The sequence below is a fragment of the Formosa undariae genome (assembly GCF_042427615.1).
In the GTDB taxonomy this organism is placed as follows: Bacteria; Bacteroidota; Bacteroidia; order Flavobacteriales; family Flavobacteriaceae; genus Formosa; species Formosa undariae.
Window position 1 is genome coordinate 18929 of the sequence record NZ_JBHMEZ010000012.1, and the last position, 15363, is coordinate 34291.

Consider the following 15363-nt stretch of genomic DNA (forward strand, 5'->3'; position numbering starts at 1 on the left):
ATTGTATATTTTTTGAGGTGTTAGAATCTATCAAAGTGCTGTAGTCGGTTGGTTCGTAATAATTTTTCCACCTTTAAGTTTTAAGATGTGTTGGGTGCGGTTGGCTAACTCTAAATCGTGAGTAATAATCACTAAAGTGGTACCATGTTCTGCATTCAGTTCGAAAAGCAATTGGATGACTTTTTCCCCGGTTTCTTCGTCTAAATTCCCCGTAGGTTCATCGGCAAATAATATTGCTGGTTTATTCGCAAAGGCACGCGCTAAAGCCACACGTTGCTGTTCGCCACCAGACAACTGCGACGGATAATGATGCACACGACTTCCCAAACCGACTTTCTCTAGCAAGTCTAAACTTACCTGAGTGGCGTTTTTATCGCCTTGCAGTTCCAAAGGGACACTCACATTTTCCAAAGCCGTTAACGTAGGTAAAAGCTGAAAATTCTGAAATATAAACCCCACGTTTTTATTACGTAACTGCGCCCGTTCATCTTCATTCAAGGTCGCTAAATCTTGTCCGCATAATTCCACTGTACCACCGTTCGCCTGATCTAAACCTGCACATAATCCCAATAAGGTCGTTTTTCCGCTTCCAGAAGGGCCAACAATCGAAAATATTTGACCTTGCTCGACAGCAAACGAAATGTCGTGTAATACCGTTAATTGTTTGTTACCGCTGGTATAAGTCTTTTCTAACCCAGTTATCTTTAATATCTTTGACATCTAATCTTTAATTTAAATCACTATTTATGTGCGAGGCTCAAAATAAACAATTGCAATCAAATCACCCCGGGTTTAGGGTCTCTAAACTCTTAAAGTTTTGTTATTTTATTTTAGCCCTAACACTCTATTCTTGTGGTGATGGCAAAGCGGAAAAAGCCAAAGACCAAAAAGCTGAAACCACTACAACAGCCTCGACTGAAGCGGAACAGCCAAAAGACAAAACCATTTTATGTTTTGGAGATAGTATTACTGCAGGTTACGGATTAGACAATACAGATGATGCCTATCCTGGGATTTTACAAGACACTATCGATGCTTTACACTTGGAGTATACCGTGATTAATTCAGGAGTTAGTGGCGAAACCAGTGCAGGCGGAAAAAGCAGAATTGATTGGGTGATTAAACAAACCCCAGACATATTTTTATTAGAGCTAGGAGCCAATGATGGTTTGCGTGGCGTACCCGTAACTGAAACACGAGCCAACCTACAACACATTATAGATGTGGTTCGAGCTAAAAGTCCAGATACTAAAATTATTTTGGCCGGCATGCAATTGCCACCAAATATGGGAATAGAATATACTACCGATTTTAAACAGCTATTTATAGATTTAGCAGCAGAAAACAACCTAGCCTTTATTCCGTTTATTTTAGAACAAGTTGGAGGCAAACCAGAACTGAATCAAGGTGATGGTATTCATCCTAATGTTGAAGGTCATAAACTAGTAGCGTATACCGTTTGGGATGTTTTAGGACCTATGGTGAAATCTTAGAACAAGTTCTCTAGGGTGTTCGAGCGGAGACGAGAACAACATACGTCTCTAGGACATTCATGCGAAATCTAGAAAAAACACGCTATATTTTCCAAGGTGTTCGAGCGGAGTCGAGAACTAAAAAATATGATAATATTCATATAAGAAGATTAAGGATACCTAAATAATTCTTCAATTTTAGCAAATAATATATGCTTCTCGTCAAACTCTGTTTGCTAGCTTCGAAACAATCTCACTATTCTTTCTCACTAATTCTCGAAGACCATTCAAAATCAACATAAGGGCCTAAAGTAATCAAACGAAGTCGAGGACATAACACGCTATATTTTCTAGGGTGTTCGAGCGGAGTCGAGAACTAGAATGTACGATAGTATACGTATCACATTTTACTAAGAAGATTAACGATACCTAAATAGTTCTTCAGTTCTAGAAAATAATATAAGCTTCTCTCCAAACTCCGTTTGCTAGCTTCGAAACAATCTTACTATTCTTTCTCACTAATGCTCGAAGACCGATTAACCACGTGCTTCTCGACTCCGCTCGAAGACCATTCAAAATCAACAAACGTATCTAGGGTGTTCGAGCGGAGTCGAGAACTAAAAAACATTATAGTATACTTATCACATTTTCAATAAGAAGATTAAGGATATCTAAATAATTCTTCAATTTTAGCAAATAATATATGCTTCTCGCCAAACACCGTTTGCTAGCTTCGAAACAATCTCACTATTCTTTCTCACTAATGCTCGAAGACCGATTAACCACGTGCTTCTCGACTCCGCTCGAAGACCATTCAAAATCAACATACGTCTCTAGGGTGTTCGAGCGGAGTCGAGAACTAAAAAACATGATAGTATACTTATCACATTTTCAATAAGAAGATTAAGGATATCTAAATAATTCTTCCATTCTAGGAAATAATATAAGCTTCTCGCCAAACTCCGTTTGCTAGCTTCGAAAGAATCTTACTATTCTTTCTCACTAATGCTCGAAGACCGTTAAAGAACAACACATGTGTCTAAAGTAATCAAACGAAATCGAGTACATAACTCGTTTTATTTTCCAGGGTGTTCGAGCGGAGTCGAGAACTAAAAAACATGATAATATGCATATCATATTCATATAAGAAGATTAACGATACCTAAATAATTCTTCTGTTCTAGAAAATAATATAAGCTTCTCGTCAAACTTCGTTTGCTAGTTTCGAAAGAATCTTACTATTCTTTCTCACTAATGCTCGAAGACCATTCAAAATCAACATAAGGGCCTAAAGGAATCAAACGAAGTCTAGGACATAACACACTATATTCTAGGGTGTTCGAGCGGAGTCGAGAACAAAAATCATTTTACTTTCTAGAATACTCCAACGAACCCCATAACAAGAATACGCTTATGAAACACCTTTTGTAATCACACTACCGTCTATCTGATTCACCAAACCTCTCAAAAAGTTCCCAGGACCAATTTCAGTAAATGTGGTGGCACCATCTTCAATCATATGTAATATGCCATGACGCCACATCACGGGTTGCGTAAGCTGATTGATTAGATTTTGTTTAATTAAATTGACATTGGTTGTAGGACGTCCTTTAATATTTTGATAAATGGGACAACGCGGTGTTTTAAAGGTTGTTTGTGAAATTGCTTCGGTATACTCTTCAATTATAGGTTCCATAAAGGGCGAATGAAATGCGCCACTCACAGGTAAATGCACCACACGAATCGCTCCTGGTTTTAACTTCTCGCAAGCTTCTTTTAAAGCCTGCTCCTCTCCAGAAATCACCACCTGATGTAAAGAATTGTAATTCGCTGGCACAACAATGCCCTGTACTTGTTTACACACTGCGTTAACAATAACATCGTATAGGCCAACCACAACAGCCATTCCGGTATGTTCCACTTCGCAAACCTTTTGCATGGCCGAAGCACGGATGGCAATAAGTCTTAAAGCGGACTCAAAATCTAACGCTTCAATAGCCGCTAAAGCCGATATTTCGCCTAAAGAATGTCCGGCGACCATATCTGGCTGAAAGGCTGTCCCTAAGGTTTTGGTTAAGATATACGAGTGTAAAAAAATAGCAGGTTGCGCGTACTTGGTGTGTTTTAAGTCCGTTGCTGAGCCTTCAAACATAATATCTGTAATAGAATATCCTAAAATCGTATTGGCCCGTCCAAAGTAGTCTTGTGCTAATTTCGAAGTATGATATAACGCCTTCCCCATTCCTGGAAATTGCGTGCCCTGCCCCGGAAATAAATATGCTTGCATAAACAGTTGATTTAGTATCTATTAAAATACAAAAAATATGGCATTTAAACATAAGCTATAATCCTTATGCTTCAACGCTAATGGCTAAGCGAATCTCGGAATCGATTAATGTGCTATTATCTTTTCGGCTTGTTCTGCCCATTCTGGAAATACATTTGGGTCGATATCAAAAATAATAGTCCCCCAAAACATGGTCATGAGCACAATAATAATCACCGCAAAAACATCGATAATTAGTCCCGTTTTAATCATCTGAATCATCTTTAATTTCCCAGTCCCAAACACTATGGCATTTGGAGGTGTTGCAATGGGTAGCATAAAAGCCATAGAAGCGGCTAATGTTACCGGAATCATGATTAACAACGGATTCACTTCTATTTCTGAAGCCAGTCCTGAAACTATAGGTAAAAGCATCTCTGTGGTTGCGGTATTGGACGTAAATTCTGTAAGCACAGACATTAATGCGGTTAGCGTTCCCACTAAATTAATAGACGACATATTCCCGGTACTACTTAAAAGTCCGCCCACATAAGTAGATAACCCCGAGTCGATAAATCCTTTGGCCAAAGCAAAGCCACCACCAAATAAAAACACGATATGCCAAGGTAATTTCCCCATGATTTTCCAGCCCACCAAAGCTTCATTCTTTTTAGTAGATGGGATAATAAAGAGTAACATCGCTATAAATATAGCCACCGTACCATCGTTTAAAAATTTCGGGTTTTGGAATATATTGCTCCATCCAGGAACTGTAATAAATCCTAAATTAAGATTAGATCGAAATACCCACAATAGCGCCAAAGTCACAAATAAAAGAAAGACCCGTTTTTGCTCTACACTCACAGCACCTAAAGCGTCGTATTTATCATTAAAAAAGGATCTGTCTAAGGTTTCGATAGTCCCTTTTGGGCGGTATGTAAAATATAGGATTAATAGTGAGAATAGAAAAATCATTACAGTTATAGGAAATGCAAAAGAGATCCATTGTCCGAAAGAAATTTCTGGAGCCCCAGGATAAATGATTTCAAAAATTCTTAAAAAAGATAAATTGGGCGGTGTGCCCACTAAAGTGGCTATTCCACCAATAGAACACGCGTGTGCAATGGACAATAACAAGCCCGCAGCAAACGAACTTATTTTGCCTTCGCCATAAACTTCTTCCAAGGCACTAGTTACAGAAAAAGCTATAGGAAGCATCATCATGGCGGTTGCCGTATTGGACATCCACATCGATAAAAAGGATGATGCCAACATAAAACCCAACATGATTCTAAACGGACTGCCTCCAACTACCGACAATATTTTTAAAGCGATGCGTTTGTGAAGATCCCATTTTTCCATAGCTAATGCCATAACAAAACCACCAATAAAGAGAAAGATTACGTAATTTATATACGCATCAGAAATGTCTTTACCATCTAAAACACCAAGCGCTGGAAATAAAATAATGGGTAAAAAGGATGTAATTCCAATGGGTAAGGCTTCCGTTACCCACCAAAACGCCATTAAAAAGGCAATGGCCGCCGTATAGGTTACTCCAGGATTTCCGGGTTGTAAATCGACAAAAAACACGATACTAAAAAACACGAGTAAGCCTGCGATAATTAATTTCATATTAATCGCAGTATTGGTTTCAATTGCAGACATAAATGAGTTGGTTTGAGTTGGTTTGTTTCAGTAATCCGACATCTAGATTTCAATCCGAAGTGGTTCATTAGTAATTCTCAGAGTGTCCTAGTTATCAGCTAACTAATATAATACAAGTATCGCTTTCCGCCTAGTTGTAAGTGTATATAAAACGCATCGATTTAATATTTAGTTTTAAACGCACAGTTAAAACACTTTTAGCGATTGTACGTTCAGAACCTCATGACTTCTTAATATGATGGAAACGTATACGAATTTCCAAATAGTGCGCCATACCATCCTGTGCAGACGAGACTATCACAATCATTAAAAGCATCAATTATTAAATGATTTAAGTCAACCACCCGCATAGATACACCGTACTTTTGAATAAATCAAAACACATAAAACATGTCATTACTTACCATTATCCTTAGTATTCTTTTACCACCAGTAGCTGTATTTTTAAAGCACGGTATAGGAACAGCCTTATTAGTTAGTATTTTACTTACCCTTTTAGGTTGGTTACCAGGAGTAATTCATGCCTTTTATGTTAACAGTAAATAAATGATATTATGAAAAAGGAAGATGAAAAAACAGATTACAATCCAGAAATCACCGAAGCAGATAAAAAAATATTAGGTGATAAATCGGGAAATTTAAGACAAGATAACGGCGATGATGAGTTGCTTAAAAAGCGTAAAAACGAACCTGATTTTGCTGCCGAAAACTTAGATATTCCTGGCGCAAGTCCTGCGAGACCATTATCTAATGGAAAGCCGACACCTGACGAGGAAAATGCGCATCACAGTCTAGGCAGTGAGCATAACGAAAACCTTGATCAGAGAATTACAAAATCTGAAAGAGAGTAAATCTAGAAAGTAACGTGCACTTTATGTACGTAAACATTAAGAAGCGCAAAGGATTATATAGTCCTTTGCGCTTTTTATATATCTATTTTCTATTCACTTTCCCGAAACTTTAAAAACTCCAACTCATTGGTTTTAATAACAAATCCAAGTCGGACCATACTGTAGAAAACCTCGTAATCGATTAAACTTTCGCCATAACCGGCAAACCATTCAAGCATAAAATACTGGTTTTTAGATTTAAACGGATTATAATATAAACGTGAACGCACAGAGCCATTCCAATTATTCCAATTGACGCCTTTCTTAACAGCAATGTCAAAATTAAGTTTTTCGGGCACAATATCGTAGGCGAACGAAACTTCTGAGATTCCGATATATTCCATTAAATCGGGATTAGATTCTTTATATATAAAAGGTGCCCAAACTTCTAAACTCAATATACTTTTACGACTTAAAGCCATAGAATACTTAAAGTTTATACTGTTCCAACTTCTAGAATATATACTGTCTCGCCCATTAGATTCATGATTTAACATCACCGAGGCAATACCTTTGGCTTCGTCGTTCTTGTTGTAAACCACTTTACTTAGACCTACGGTAGGATTAAAATTTAATTCCTCGAACGGACTAGAAAATTCATAGAAATTCCAAAAGGCCTTTTGCGTATAGGTTAAATATAAATACGAGTCCCAAACAATGGGATTCCGACTTAATAACTGCTTAAAACTAATTTGGTACTTCACATCTGCTGTAGATGAATTAACGGTTTCATTTGTGGGGATTCCCGTAATGATATAATTATCCTCATGTATCGAAAACCGCTCATCTTCCTCGATAGATCTATTGACTTCTTCTCGGGTATAGGTTTGTGAAAATAAAGGAGAGACTAAGAGCATTAGTCCCCACACTAATAAATAATTTTTCATGAAATGAATTGGATTGAAGTATTAAATCTGATGTCCCTTTGTGCTAGGGATTCGTTTTGCAAATTTCTAAAAATTAAAGATACGATACTTCATCTGTTAATATAAAGTTTTAACGCTATCGCAATAATAATGCACGTTATACCGTGAATTAATGTTCATATGCATCAGATATAAACGTTGACGGTACTCAAATAGCATATTATCTAATCTCTTTACGAAAACAGGTAATTTTTAGTCACTGACCAACAAAACACTAGAAAAAATACTAAAAGTGTTAATATCCTACAGTATGTTGCAAATATCGTCTCGAAAGCCCATTAAATTTATATTAATATTGAGTAAAATAATTTAACTGTGAAAAATTCCGTTCTCAAAACAGCCTTATATGCACTTGCTTCTAAGACATTCAAACTAGTAACTGTATTATGCATTGCGCTCTTGGCGACAAGCTTACATGCTCAAAAACAGTATCGTGGTATCACCGTCTACATCGATTATTCAGATCTGCCAAGACCAGAAAATGAGACTCCAGAGCGCTTAGAATCGCTTTTAAACGATTTGGAATATTCTGAAGCTAATATACATCGTTCTGTGTGCAAATACTGGTACGAACAAAGTTTTGGCGAAGTGCTATTAAAACATGATATCTTTTATTACCGCGCACCACTCCCCGCTTCGCACTATGCAGAATTAAATTACAAAGAAGGTATTTTATTATGGAAAGAAGCGTTAGAACATGTAGTCGCTAATAATCCGGATTACGATTGGAATCGGTTATCGACAGATACGGATGGTAATCTGAGATCGGTAATGTTTTACAATAGCGATAATTTTGTGTCTTGGATTGCGGCCGCTCATCATGGTGGATGGACCTTGGCGAATGGTGTAAAAACAAAATCTGTGTATGGCTCGTACCTGATTAGAAATGGAGAACCTAGCCTATTTACACCCATTCACGAAAGTGGACACGCCTTTTTTAGATTTCCAGACACCTACGATACGGGTTACGATTCTGGAGGTGCAGGTGCGTATACCGTTATGAGTGGTGGAAAAACGTCGTTAATAGAACCGGTTGGTGCTCCGTTTAGAGTCGAAAAGAATTGGGGACGTGTTATAAAAATCGCACCTAAACCAGGAACGCAAACCTTTACTTTAAAAGCAGATGGCGATGCAGTGGTAGTCTATAAGAATCCGTTAGATGATAAAGAGTATTTCTCTATCGAAGCCCGAAAACAAAGCACGTTAGGAAATGAGAAATTTCCAGTAGATCTTGGTTTACTGTTTTGGCACACCGATTTAAATGTGAAAACGAGTAATAAAGAACAGGGCATGACGCCAGAAAAACATTATAAACACGCCATAGTACAAGCGGACGGTTTATTTGAATTGGAACGCGGTCCTGCCAAACCCACAAACCGTGGTAATGCTGGCGATATTTATGTTCCAGGTAAATCGTTTAACGATACAAGTCTTCCTAATTCAAAATGGTGGGATGGTACTTCGTCTCATCTAGAAATTACAAACATAAGATTCATTGAAGAAGATCAGATTCGTTTTGATGTGATATTTCCTAAAGTTACGCCTAAAAGCACAACTAAAGACAAGATTTAAACGGCTAATTAACCCTTAAAAAAACCGTGAGAATCATCCATAATCAGGAATAGTTCTCACGGTTTTTAATGTCATCATCTGTAATCAGTGATAGCTCTAATTTAACGATACATCTAAGTTGTATATATTTGGGATGCTAAAACATGCTAGTCCATTATGTTTAGATAATCGGTATAGCCCTTTGCACCAGCGGTGTAAAATGAATCTTTATCCCAATCTGCTAATTCGGCATCTTGCTCAAAACGTTCTACTAGATCTAGATTCGAGATGAATAGTTTTACTTAAGCTACTAAATCTGCTTCTCCATCTACTAGCACCTTATTTCCAGATTCTTTATCGAATTCATTGTTAATCATGAGCATTCCATTGTATAACGGACGGAAATATTTTGCGATGTCTGTACTGCAAACGGCACATCAGATACGTTTGTAAACGGTTCAGAATGCATCTGCTCTTGTATTAGAACAGCCGTTAAAAAAACTGTTGAAATAATTGCAACTTCCTTTTTGATGCATAAAAACACTGATTTTATTAATCATTTCTAGAAAACTACATTCATGACCACAGTATTGAAATCAAAAACAGCACCTTATTTACAAAGGTGCTGTTTCAGTATTCTTATTAAGATAAATGCTTTTATTTAAGCGATTTCATATCAATAACAAATCTATATTTTACATCGTTTTTAATCACACGCTCGTAAGCATCGTTGATGTTTTGTATATCGATAAGTTCGATATCACTTGTAATATTATGTTTTCCACAGAAATCTAACATCTCTTGTGTTTCTTTAATCCCACCAATTAGAGAACCTGCAACACGTTTACGCCCGCCAATAAGACTTCCGCCATGGAATGGTTTTAAGGGCTCTACAGCACCTACTAATACCATAGTGGCATCTATTTTAAGCAATCCTAAATACGGATCCATTTCGTGACCTACAGGAATAGTGTTTAGAATAAAATCGAAACTGCCTTGGTGTTTTTTCATATCTTCTGCATCTTTAGACACTAAAACCTCATGAGCACCTAAACGTGTCGCATCTTTTCCTTTTTCAGGCGATGTTGTAATCATAACAACGTGAGCGCCTAATGCACTTGCAAATTTCACTCCCATGTGACCTAAACCACCTAAACCAATGATACCTACTTTATCACCTTTTTTAACGTTCCAATGACTTAATGGCGACCATGTCGTAACACCTGCACATAATAAAGGAGCTGTTGCGGCCTCGTCTAAGTTTTCAGGAATACGAAGTACGAACTTTTCGTCTACAACGACAGCATTAGAATAGCCTCCAAAAGTTTGTTTACCTTCTAAATGTTTATCTGGACTGTTGTAAGTAAACGTCGCTCCATTTTCACAGAACTGCTCTAAGTCTTGCTCGCAAGATGAACAGGTTTGGCAAGAATCTACCAAACATCCTACACCTACTAAATCGCCAACTTTATAGTTGCTTACACCTGAACCAATTTCTGATACACGACCAATAATCTCGTGTCCTGGAACTACGGGATATGTAGACCCTTTCCAGTCGTTTTTTACGGTATGAATGTCGCTATGACATACACCACAGAAGGTAATATCGATTTTTACATCGTCTGCTCCTACGGCCCTGCGTTCTATATCTAAAGGTTTTAAATCTTCTGTTGATGCTGTTGCACCATATGCTTTTACTATTGTAGTGTTCATTATAATGTGTTTTTTAAGTTTATTTTTAATTCGATTTCTGCATTTAAAAGTTTTGAGATGGGACAAACTTCTTTTGCTTTATGTGCAATTTGCTGAAACTGCTCGGCATCTATTTCTGGAACATCGCCTTCTAAATTTAAAATGATTTTAGTAATGGCGCCGTCTTCAAAATTAACTGTAGCATCTACGTCTAAAGATGTTACGGTATAATCGGCTTCATTTAATAAGAAGCTTAATTGCATTGCAAAGCAACCTGCATGGGCTGCACCTATTAATTCTTCAGGATTGGTTCCTTTTTCTCCATCTTCAAACCGGGTGTGAAACGAATATTGTTGATTATCTAGAACTTTACTTCCCGTAGTAATATGACCGGTTCCGTCTTTACCACTCCCTTTCCATTCTGCATTTGCTTTTCTTGTAAATTTCATATCATTCTGTTTTAAGTTAAACGGGTACTATTTTGAAGCTTTCGGATAATCTGTATATCCTTTTTCTCCTGGCACGTAAAATGTTTTCTCGTCCCATTCTGCTAAATCTAGGTTGTTTTCAAAACGTTCTACTAAATCAGGATTAGAGATAAATAACTTTCCGTAAGCTACTAAATCTGCGTCGCCAGCTTCAAGTACTTTATTTCCTTTTTCCTGATCAAATTCAGTATTAATCATTAACGTACCATTATATAACGGACGGAAATGTTTGGCGATTTCTGTAACTGCAAATGGCACATCAGATACATCTGTAAATGGTTCTGATAAGTGTACATACGCTAAATTATAATCGTTTAGTTTCTTGATGATGTATTCGAATGTTGGGATGGTTTCCTCATCAATCGTAATACCGAATAATCCATGTAATGACGGATTAAAACGTACACCTATTTTTTCTTGAGGCATAACTTCTTTAATAGCGTCTAAAACTTCAAAAAAGAAACGCGTTCTGTTTTCAATAGATCCGCCGTATTCATCTGTTCTTGTATTAGAACATGCGTTAAAGAATTGTTGAAATAAATACCCATTAGATGAATGAATCTCTACACCATCAAATCCTGCTTTTACGGCATTAGCGGCTGCGTTTTGAAAGTCTTTAACTGTTCTTTTAATATCTTCAACAGTCAAAGCTTTTGGCGTAACCGTATCTTTGAATCCTTCAGGTGTAAACGATTTTGCATGTGGATTTATCGCTGAAGCGGAAACAGGTAATTCACCATTATGGAAATTAGGATGCGAAATACGCCCTACATGCCACAATTGGATAAAAATAGTACCCGCTTTATCGTGAACGCGTTTGGTAACCTTTTTCCAACCTTCAACCTGCTCATCTGTATAAATTCCAGGCGTATTAATATATCCTACAGCCTCTGCCGAAACTTGAGATCCTTCGGTAATAATTAAACCTGCAGAAGCACGTTGTTCGTAATACAAACCTTGTAATTCGTCTGTCGCTATTTTAGCATCATTATCGGCACGACTACGTGTCATCGGTGCCATAACGATTCTATTCTTAAGTGTAATATTCTTGTTATATGGGGTCAATACATGTTGCTTGCTCATTGCTGTGATTTTTATAAATTTTACTATAATCAAATTTACAATTCACAGTATCCAATATCATTGACCTATATCAATTAAGATAGTTTTAACCTTTCATGGTTTTCCGAACACGACTTAAATTTTCGGGAGATACACCAAGGTAATTGGCAACGTCGTAATTGGCAATTCTGTGCTCTATGGTCGGATAAGAACTACAAAATTCTATATAACGTTCTTGAGTGTTTTTTTCTTGCGTAGATAAGATTCTTTTCTGCTGAGAAATAAATGCTTTAGTAATTAAAATTCTGAAGTAACGTTCGAAAATCGGAGCGTCTTCGTATACGTCTTGTAGTTTATCATGATTTACAGCTAATAACTGAGCGTCTTCAATAGCTTCTATATATAAATTAGAATGCCCCTGATTATAAAAGGCTTCGAAATCGCCAATCCACCAGTTTTCTATAGCAAATTGAAGAATGTGTTTACTGCCTTTTGCATCCATATAATAGGCTTTTAAACACCCTTTTACCACGAAGTATTCATGCATAACGGCTGTGCCTGGTTTTAAGAGGAATGCGCCTTTAGAAACTGATACTTCGTTTAAAGTTGAAAGGAATATCTGCATATCCTCGGTATTCGGATGGATATGCTGACGGATATGTGACACTATTGATGGATGCATCATACAAAGATGCTAAATGATTTTGGTTGATGCAATAGTCTATTGAAAACACAGACCTTTTTAACGTTGTATTAAAATTTTAAAGATGAACTCCGCACTTTTAAAACCTTATTACTCCTTTATTTACTATGAATCAGTGCTTTGGACAACATTTAAATACTTTCAAAATTTAGTTGTACAATACATTTATATTTATTTACTTTGCGATTCAAAGTTCTTTACACATGAGCACAGAAAAGTATTTAAACGACATTTCGGAAATTAAAAGCTTAATGACAAAATCGTCACGATTTATTTCATTGAGTGGTATATCAGGTATATTGGCAGGAATTTATGCCTTAATTGGCGCAGGCTATGCCTATTGGTTAGTCAACTCGTTTTCTTATGGCAAACTGATGTTAGACGGAAAAGTATTTAGATTGGTTTTGTTAGATTTACTAATTGTATTAGCTTTAAGTATAGGAACTTCCATCTTTTTAACGACGAAGAGAGCAAATAAAAATAAAGAATCTTACTGGAATACAACTACAAAGAATTTATTAGCTAGTTTCTTAATTCCACTTGTGGCAGGTGGTTTATACATCTTAATTATTTTAAGTCAAGGGAAATACGGTCAGACTGGTGGCTTAATGCTTATTTTTTATGGCTTAGCGTTATACAATGCCTCTAAACATACTTTAGGTTATATAAAATATTTAGGGTTAATAGAAATTAGTCTGGGCTTAATTAGTGCTTTCGTTCCCGGATTAGGATTCTGGTTTTGGGTGATTGGTTTTGGGTTTATGCATATTATTTATGGTATTTTGATGTACTATAAATACGAAAGAAAATAAGTGCCATTTTATAACGTAATCGACTGATTTTGAAAAACATTATTTTAAACATAAATAAGACTTTAGATCATAGAATTCGACTAGGAATTATGTCGGTTTTAATGGTAAACGACTATGCCGATTTTAAAACGCTTAAAGAATTATTAGGCTGTACTGATGGAAACTTGGCTAGCCATGCAAAGGCTTTGGAAAAAGAAGAATTTATTACCGTCGAAAAACAATTTATTGGAAGAAAACCAAACACGAGATATCTTGCTACTCCCCTAGGAAAAGAAGAATTTAAGAAACATATTAATGCCTTAGAAAAGTTAATTAAAAACACTTAGCTTTTTTTATTTATCTACTTACTTTGAAATTCAAAGTTCTTTTAAAACATAAACACTAAAATTTAAAACTATAAAAATGGAAAAACAAAATCAGCAACCGAGTAGAATTGGAAAATGGGTAAAGACTTCGATTACCGCAAGAATGTTAATGGTGGGACTATTAACATCTATACTACTCATTCCGCTATCATTTATAAAAAGTCTAATCCATGAGAGAATGGATAGACAAGAAGAGGTTGTTAATGAAATTAATCAGAAATGGGGAAACGAAGTATTATTATATGGTCCCATTTTAAAGGTGCCTTATAGAATACATCATATCAAAGAAATTTATGATGAAACCACTAAAAAGAGTAAAAAGGAAAGCTATACCTCTACGGATTACGCTTATTTTTTTCCGAATAAACTAGACATTACATCAACCATAAATCCGGAAGAAAAACAACGGGGCATTTATAAAACAGCTGTATATAAAAGTAACATTGATCTTGCGGGTAGTTTTACTAAACCTGATTTTAGTGAACAGGATATTAAAGACGAAGACATTTTATGGGATAAGGCGAAATTGATTGTCGAAACCTCTAATTTAAAAGGAGTGAACAGTTTGGTTGAAATTACATTTAATGAAAGTAAATACCCGTTAGAATCTAAATATCAGGAAGAAAACACGGGTTATTTAGACGATATAAGATTACATAAATTAGAAAGTAAATCGCTAAAAGAAACAGATTTACCCATTAAAAATGATGTGCGTTTTAATCTAAACATAAATATAAATGGAAGTAAGCAAATACGTTTTATTCCTGTTGGGAAAGAAACCAATGTAAATATTCAGTCTGATTGGAAAACAGCTAATTTTTTAGGGGAATATTTACCCCAGAATTCTGATAAAATATCTACCGATGGTTTTAATGCCAAATGGAAAGTATTAGATATAAACCGTCCGTTTTCTCAGGAATCTTTTAACGGACTTCCCGATTTGAAACACTATGCTTTTGGTGTCAATTTTATGATTCCAGTAGACGAATATCAGAAAAGTGAACGCTCTGCAAAATATGGCTTTTTAGTGATTGGATTAACCTTTTTAATCTTCTTTTTAATACAAACTATGAGCAAAATTAATATTCATCCCTTTCAGTATTTAATGATTGGTATTGCATTAACCATGTTTTATACCTTACTAATTTCTATTTCGGAACATAGTAGTTATTTAAAAGCGTATGTAATTGCTGGTGCATCTGTTATTGTACTGATTACGCTGTATTCTAAATCCATTTTAAAGAATGTAAAATTCCCACTCTTTATTGGGCTTTCACTAACCATATTATACACTTTTATATTTGTAATTATACAGTTAGAGAGCTACGCTTTATTAGTTGGAAGTATTGGTTTGTTTGCAATTTTAGCTGCTGTAATGTACGCTTCTAGAAAAATAGATTGGCAAAACGGAGAATAATAGTCACAAAAAAAGTATCAAGTTTTTATAAAGCTTGATACTTTTTTAATT

General features: G+C 35.9%; 15 protein-coding genes and 1 pseudogene. 7 read left to right on the forward strand and 9 right to left on the reverse strand.

Going from position 1 to position 15363, the window contains the following annotated elements:
* Nucleotides 1–30: 30 nt before the first annotated feature.
* Nucleotides 31–720: an ABC transporter ATP-binding protein gene (locus tag ACFFVB_RS11045; protein ID WP_382382820.1), complete on the reverse strand. Its 690-nt coding sequence runs from the start codon at nucleotides 718–720 to the stop codon at nucleotides 31–33.
* A gap of 26 nt (nucleotides 721–746) precedes the next feature.
* On the opposite strand from ACFFVB_RS11045, the gene ACFFVB_RS11050 reads away from it, so the two are divergent.
* Nucleotides 747–1493, forward strand: a complete 747-nt coding sequence (locus ACFFVB_RS11050) for an arylesterase (RefSeq protein ID WP_382382822.1) — start codon at nucleotides 747–749, stop codon at nucleotides 1491–1493.
* 1390 nt (nucleotides 1494–2883) lie between these two features.
* Here ACFFVB_RS11050 and fabD read toward each other — a convergent pair.
* A complete protein-coding gene (gene fabD / locus ACFFVB_RS11055; RefSeq protein ID WP_382382823.1) occupies nucleotides 2884–3759 on the reverse strand; it encodes an ACP S-malonyltransferase in 876 nt (291 codons plus the stop codon).
* 105 nt (nucleotides 3760–3864) lie between these two features.
* The gene (locus ACFFVB_RS11060; protein ID WP_382382824.1) at nucleotides 3865–5406 is read right to left on the reverse strand and encodes an SLC13 family permease; all 1542 of its coding nucleotides are present in this window, start codon (nucleotides 5404–5406) and stop codon (nucleotides 3865–3867) included.
* A gap of 390 nt (nucleotides 5407–5796) precedes the next feature.
* On the opposite strand from ACFFVB_RS11060, the gene ACFFVB_RS11065 reads away from it, so the two are divergent.
* Together ACFFVB_RS11065 and ACFFVB_RS11070 are read left to right on the forward strand one after the other, a co-directional pair.
* Entirely contained in the window at nucleotides 5797–5952 is a 156-nt protein-coding gene (locus ACFFVB_RS11065; protein WP_382382825.1) for a YqaE/Pmp3 family membrane protein, read from the forward strand.
* Between the two features lie 8 nt (nucleotides 5953–5960).
* On the forward strand, nucleotides 5961–6257 hold the full coding sequence (locus ACFFVB_RS11070; RefSeq protein WP_382382826.1) for a hypothetical protein: 297 nt from the start codon (nucleotides 5961–5963) through the stop codon (nucleotides 6255–6257).
* An 89-nt stretch (nucleotides 6258–6346) separates the two neighbouring features.
* Here the strand turns inward: ACFFVB_RS11070 and ACFFVB_RS11075 are convergent, their stop codons facing one another.
* Nucleotides 6347–7183 carry a phospholipase A gene (locus ACFFVB_RS11075; RefSeq protein ID WP_382382828.1) on the reverse strand — a complete coding sequence of 279 codons (837 nt, stop codon included), beginning with the start codon at nucleotides 7181–7183 and terminating at the stop codon, nucleotides 6347–6349.
* Between the two features lie 354 nt (nucleotides 7184–7537).
* Between ACFFVB_RS11075 and ACFFVB_RS11080 the strand changes: the two genes are divergently transcribed.
* Nucleotides 7538–8794 carry a metallopeptidase domain-containing protein gene (locus ACFFVB_RS11080; RefSeq protein ID WP_382382830.1) on the forward strand — a complete coding sequence of 419 codons (1257 nt, stop codon included), beginning with the start codon at nucleotides 7538–7540 and terminating at the stop codon, nucleotides 8792–8794.
* A gap of 146 nt (nucleotides 8795–8940) precedes the next feature.
* On the opposite strand, the pseudogene ACFFVB_RS11085 reads toward ACFFVB_RS11080, so the two are convergent.
* The 5 genes and pseudogenes from ACFFVB_RS11085 to ACFFVB_RS11105 all read right to left on the reverse strand — a co-directional run.
* A pseudogene (locus ACFFVB_RS11085) lies at nucleotides 8941–9236 on the reverse strand (alkene reductase); the annotation flags it as partial.
* A gap of 194 nt (nucleotides 9237–9430) precedes the next feature.
* Complete coding sequence (locus ACFFVB_RS11090) at nucleotides 9431–10486, reverse strand: NAD(P)-dependent alcohol dehydrogenase (RefSeq protein WP_382382831.1); 1056 nt, start codon at nucleotides 10484–10486, stop codon at nucleotides 9431–9433.
* Nucleotides 10486–10914, reverse strand: coding sequence for an OsmC family protein (locus ACFFVB_RS11095; protein ID WP_382382833.1), 429 nt, complete (start codon nucleotides 10912–10914; stop codon nucleotides 10486–10488). The genes ACFFVB_RS11090 and ACFFVB_RS11095 overlap by 1 nt, the downstream gene beginning before the upstream one ends.
* A gap of 27 nt (nucleotides 10915–10941) precedes the next feature.
* A complete protein-coding gene (locus ACFFVB_RS11100; protein WP_382382835.1) occupies nucleotides 10942–12036 on the reverse strand; it encodes an alkene reductase in 1095 nt (364 codons plus the stop codon).
* Between the two features lie 85 nt (nucleotides 12037–12121).
* The gene (locus ACFFVB_RS11105; protein WP_382382837.1) at nucleotides 12122–12700 is read right to left on the reverse strand and encodes a Crp/Fnr family transcriptional regulator; all 579 of its coding nucleotides are present in this window, start codon (nucleotides 12698–12700) and stop codon (nucleotides 12122–12124) included.
* A gap of 221 nt (nucleotides 12701–12921) precedes the next feature.
* Here ACFFVB_RS11105 and ACFFVB_RS11110 point away from each other — a divergent pair, with 221 nt between their 5' ends.
* The 3 genes from ACFFVB_RS11110 (at nucleotide 12922) to creD (ending at nucleotide 15312) form a co-directional block, all read left to right on the forward strand.
* On the forward strand, nucleotides 12922–13530 hold the full coding sequence (locus ACFFVB_RS11110; RefSeq protein WP_382382838.1) for a hypothetical protein: 609 nt from the start codon (nucleotides 12922–12924) through the stop codon (nucleotides 13528–13530).
* A 29-nt stretch (nucleotides 13531–13559) separates the two neighbouring features.
* Entirely contained in the window at nucleotides 13560–13856 is a 297-nt protein-coding gene (locus ACFFVB_RS11115; RefSeq protein ID WP_318498718.1) for a winged helix-turn-helix domain-containing protein, read from the forward strand.
* Nucleotides 13857–13932: 76 nt separating this feature from the next.
* The gene (gene creD / locus ACFFVB_RS11120) at nucleotides 13933–15312 is read left to right on the forward strand and encodes a cell envelope integrity protein CreD (RefSeq protein ID WP_382382840.1); all 1380 of its coding nucleotides are present in this window, start codon (nucleotides 13933–13935) and stop codon (nucleotides 15310–15312) included.
* The last annotated feature ends 51 nt before the right edge of the window (nucleotides 15313–15363 follow it).

Bases quoted from the DNA above. Each gene is read 5' to 3' on its own strand.
- fabD (WP_382382823.1), bottom strand. From the start codon at position 3,759: ATGCAAGCATATTTATTTCCGGGGCAGGGCACGCAATTTCCAGGAATG.
- ACFFVB_RS11070 (WP_382382826.1), top strand. From the start codon at position 5,961: ATGAAAAAGGAAGATGAAAAAACAGATTACAATCCAGAAATCACCGAA.
- ACFFVB_RS11110 (WP_382382838.1), top strand. From the start codon at position 12,922: ATGAGCACAGAAAAGTATTTAAACGACATTTCGGAAATTAAAAGCTTA.
- ACFFVB_RS11095 (WP_382382833.1), bottom strand. From the start codon at position 10,914: ATGAAATTTACAAGAAAAGCAAATGCAGAATGGAAAGGGAGTGGTAAA.
- ACFFVB_RS11050 (WP_382382822.1), top strand. From the start codon at position 747: ATGTGCGAGGCTCAAAATAAACAATTGCAATCAAATCACCCCGGGTTT.
- ACFFVB_RS11065 (WP_382382825.1), top strand. From the start codon at position 5,797: ATGTCATTACTTACCATTATCCTTAGTATTCTTTTACCACCAGTAGCT.
- ACFFVB_RS11090 (WP_382382831.1), bottom strand. From the start codon at position 10,486: ATGAACACTACAATAGTAAAAGCATATGGTGCAACAGCATCAACAGAA.
- creD (WP_382382840.1), top strand. From the start codon at position 13,933: ATGGAAAAACAAAATCAGCAACCGAGTAGAATTGGAAAATGGGTAAAG.
- ACFFVB_RS11060 (WP_382382824.1), bottom strand. From the start codon at position 5,406: ATGTCTGCAATTGAAACCAATACTGCGATTAATATGAAATTAATTATC.
- ACFFVB_RS11100 (WP_382382835.1), bottom strand. From the start codon at position 12,036: ATGAGCAAGCAACATGTATTGACCCCATATAACAAGAATATTACACTT.
- ACFFVB_RS11075 (WP_382382828.1), bottom strand. From the start codon at position 7,183: ATGAAAAATTATTTATTAGTGTGGGGACTAATGCTCTTAGTCTCTCCT.
- ACFFVB_RS11105 (WP_382382837.1), bottom strand. From the start codon at position 12,700: ATGATGCATCCATCAATAGTGTCACATATCCGTCAGCATATCCATCCG.
- ACFFVB_RS11045 (WP_382382820.1), bottom strand. From the start codon at position 720: ATGTCAAAGATATTAAAGATAACTGGGTTAGAAAAGACTTATACCAGC.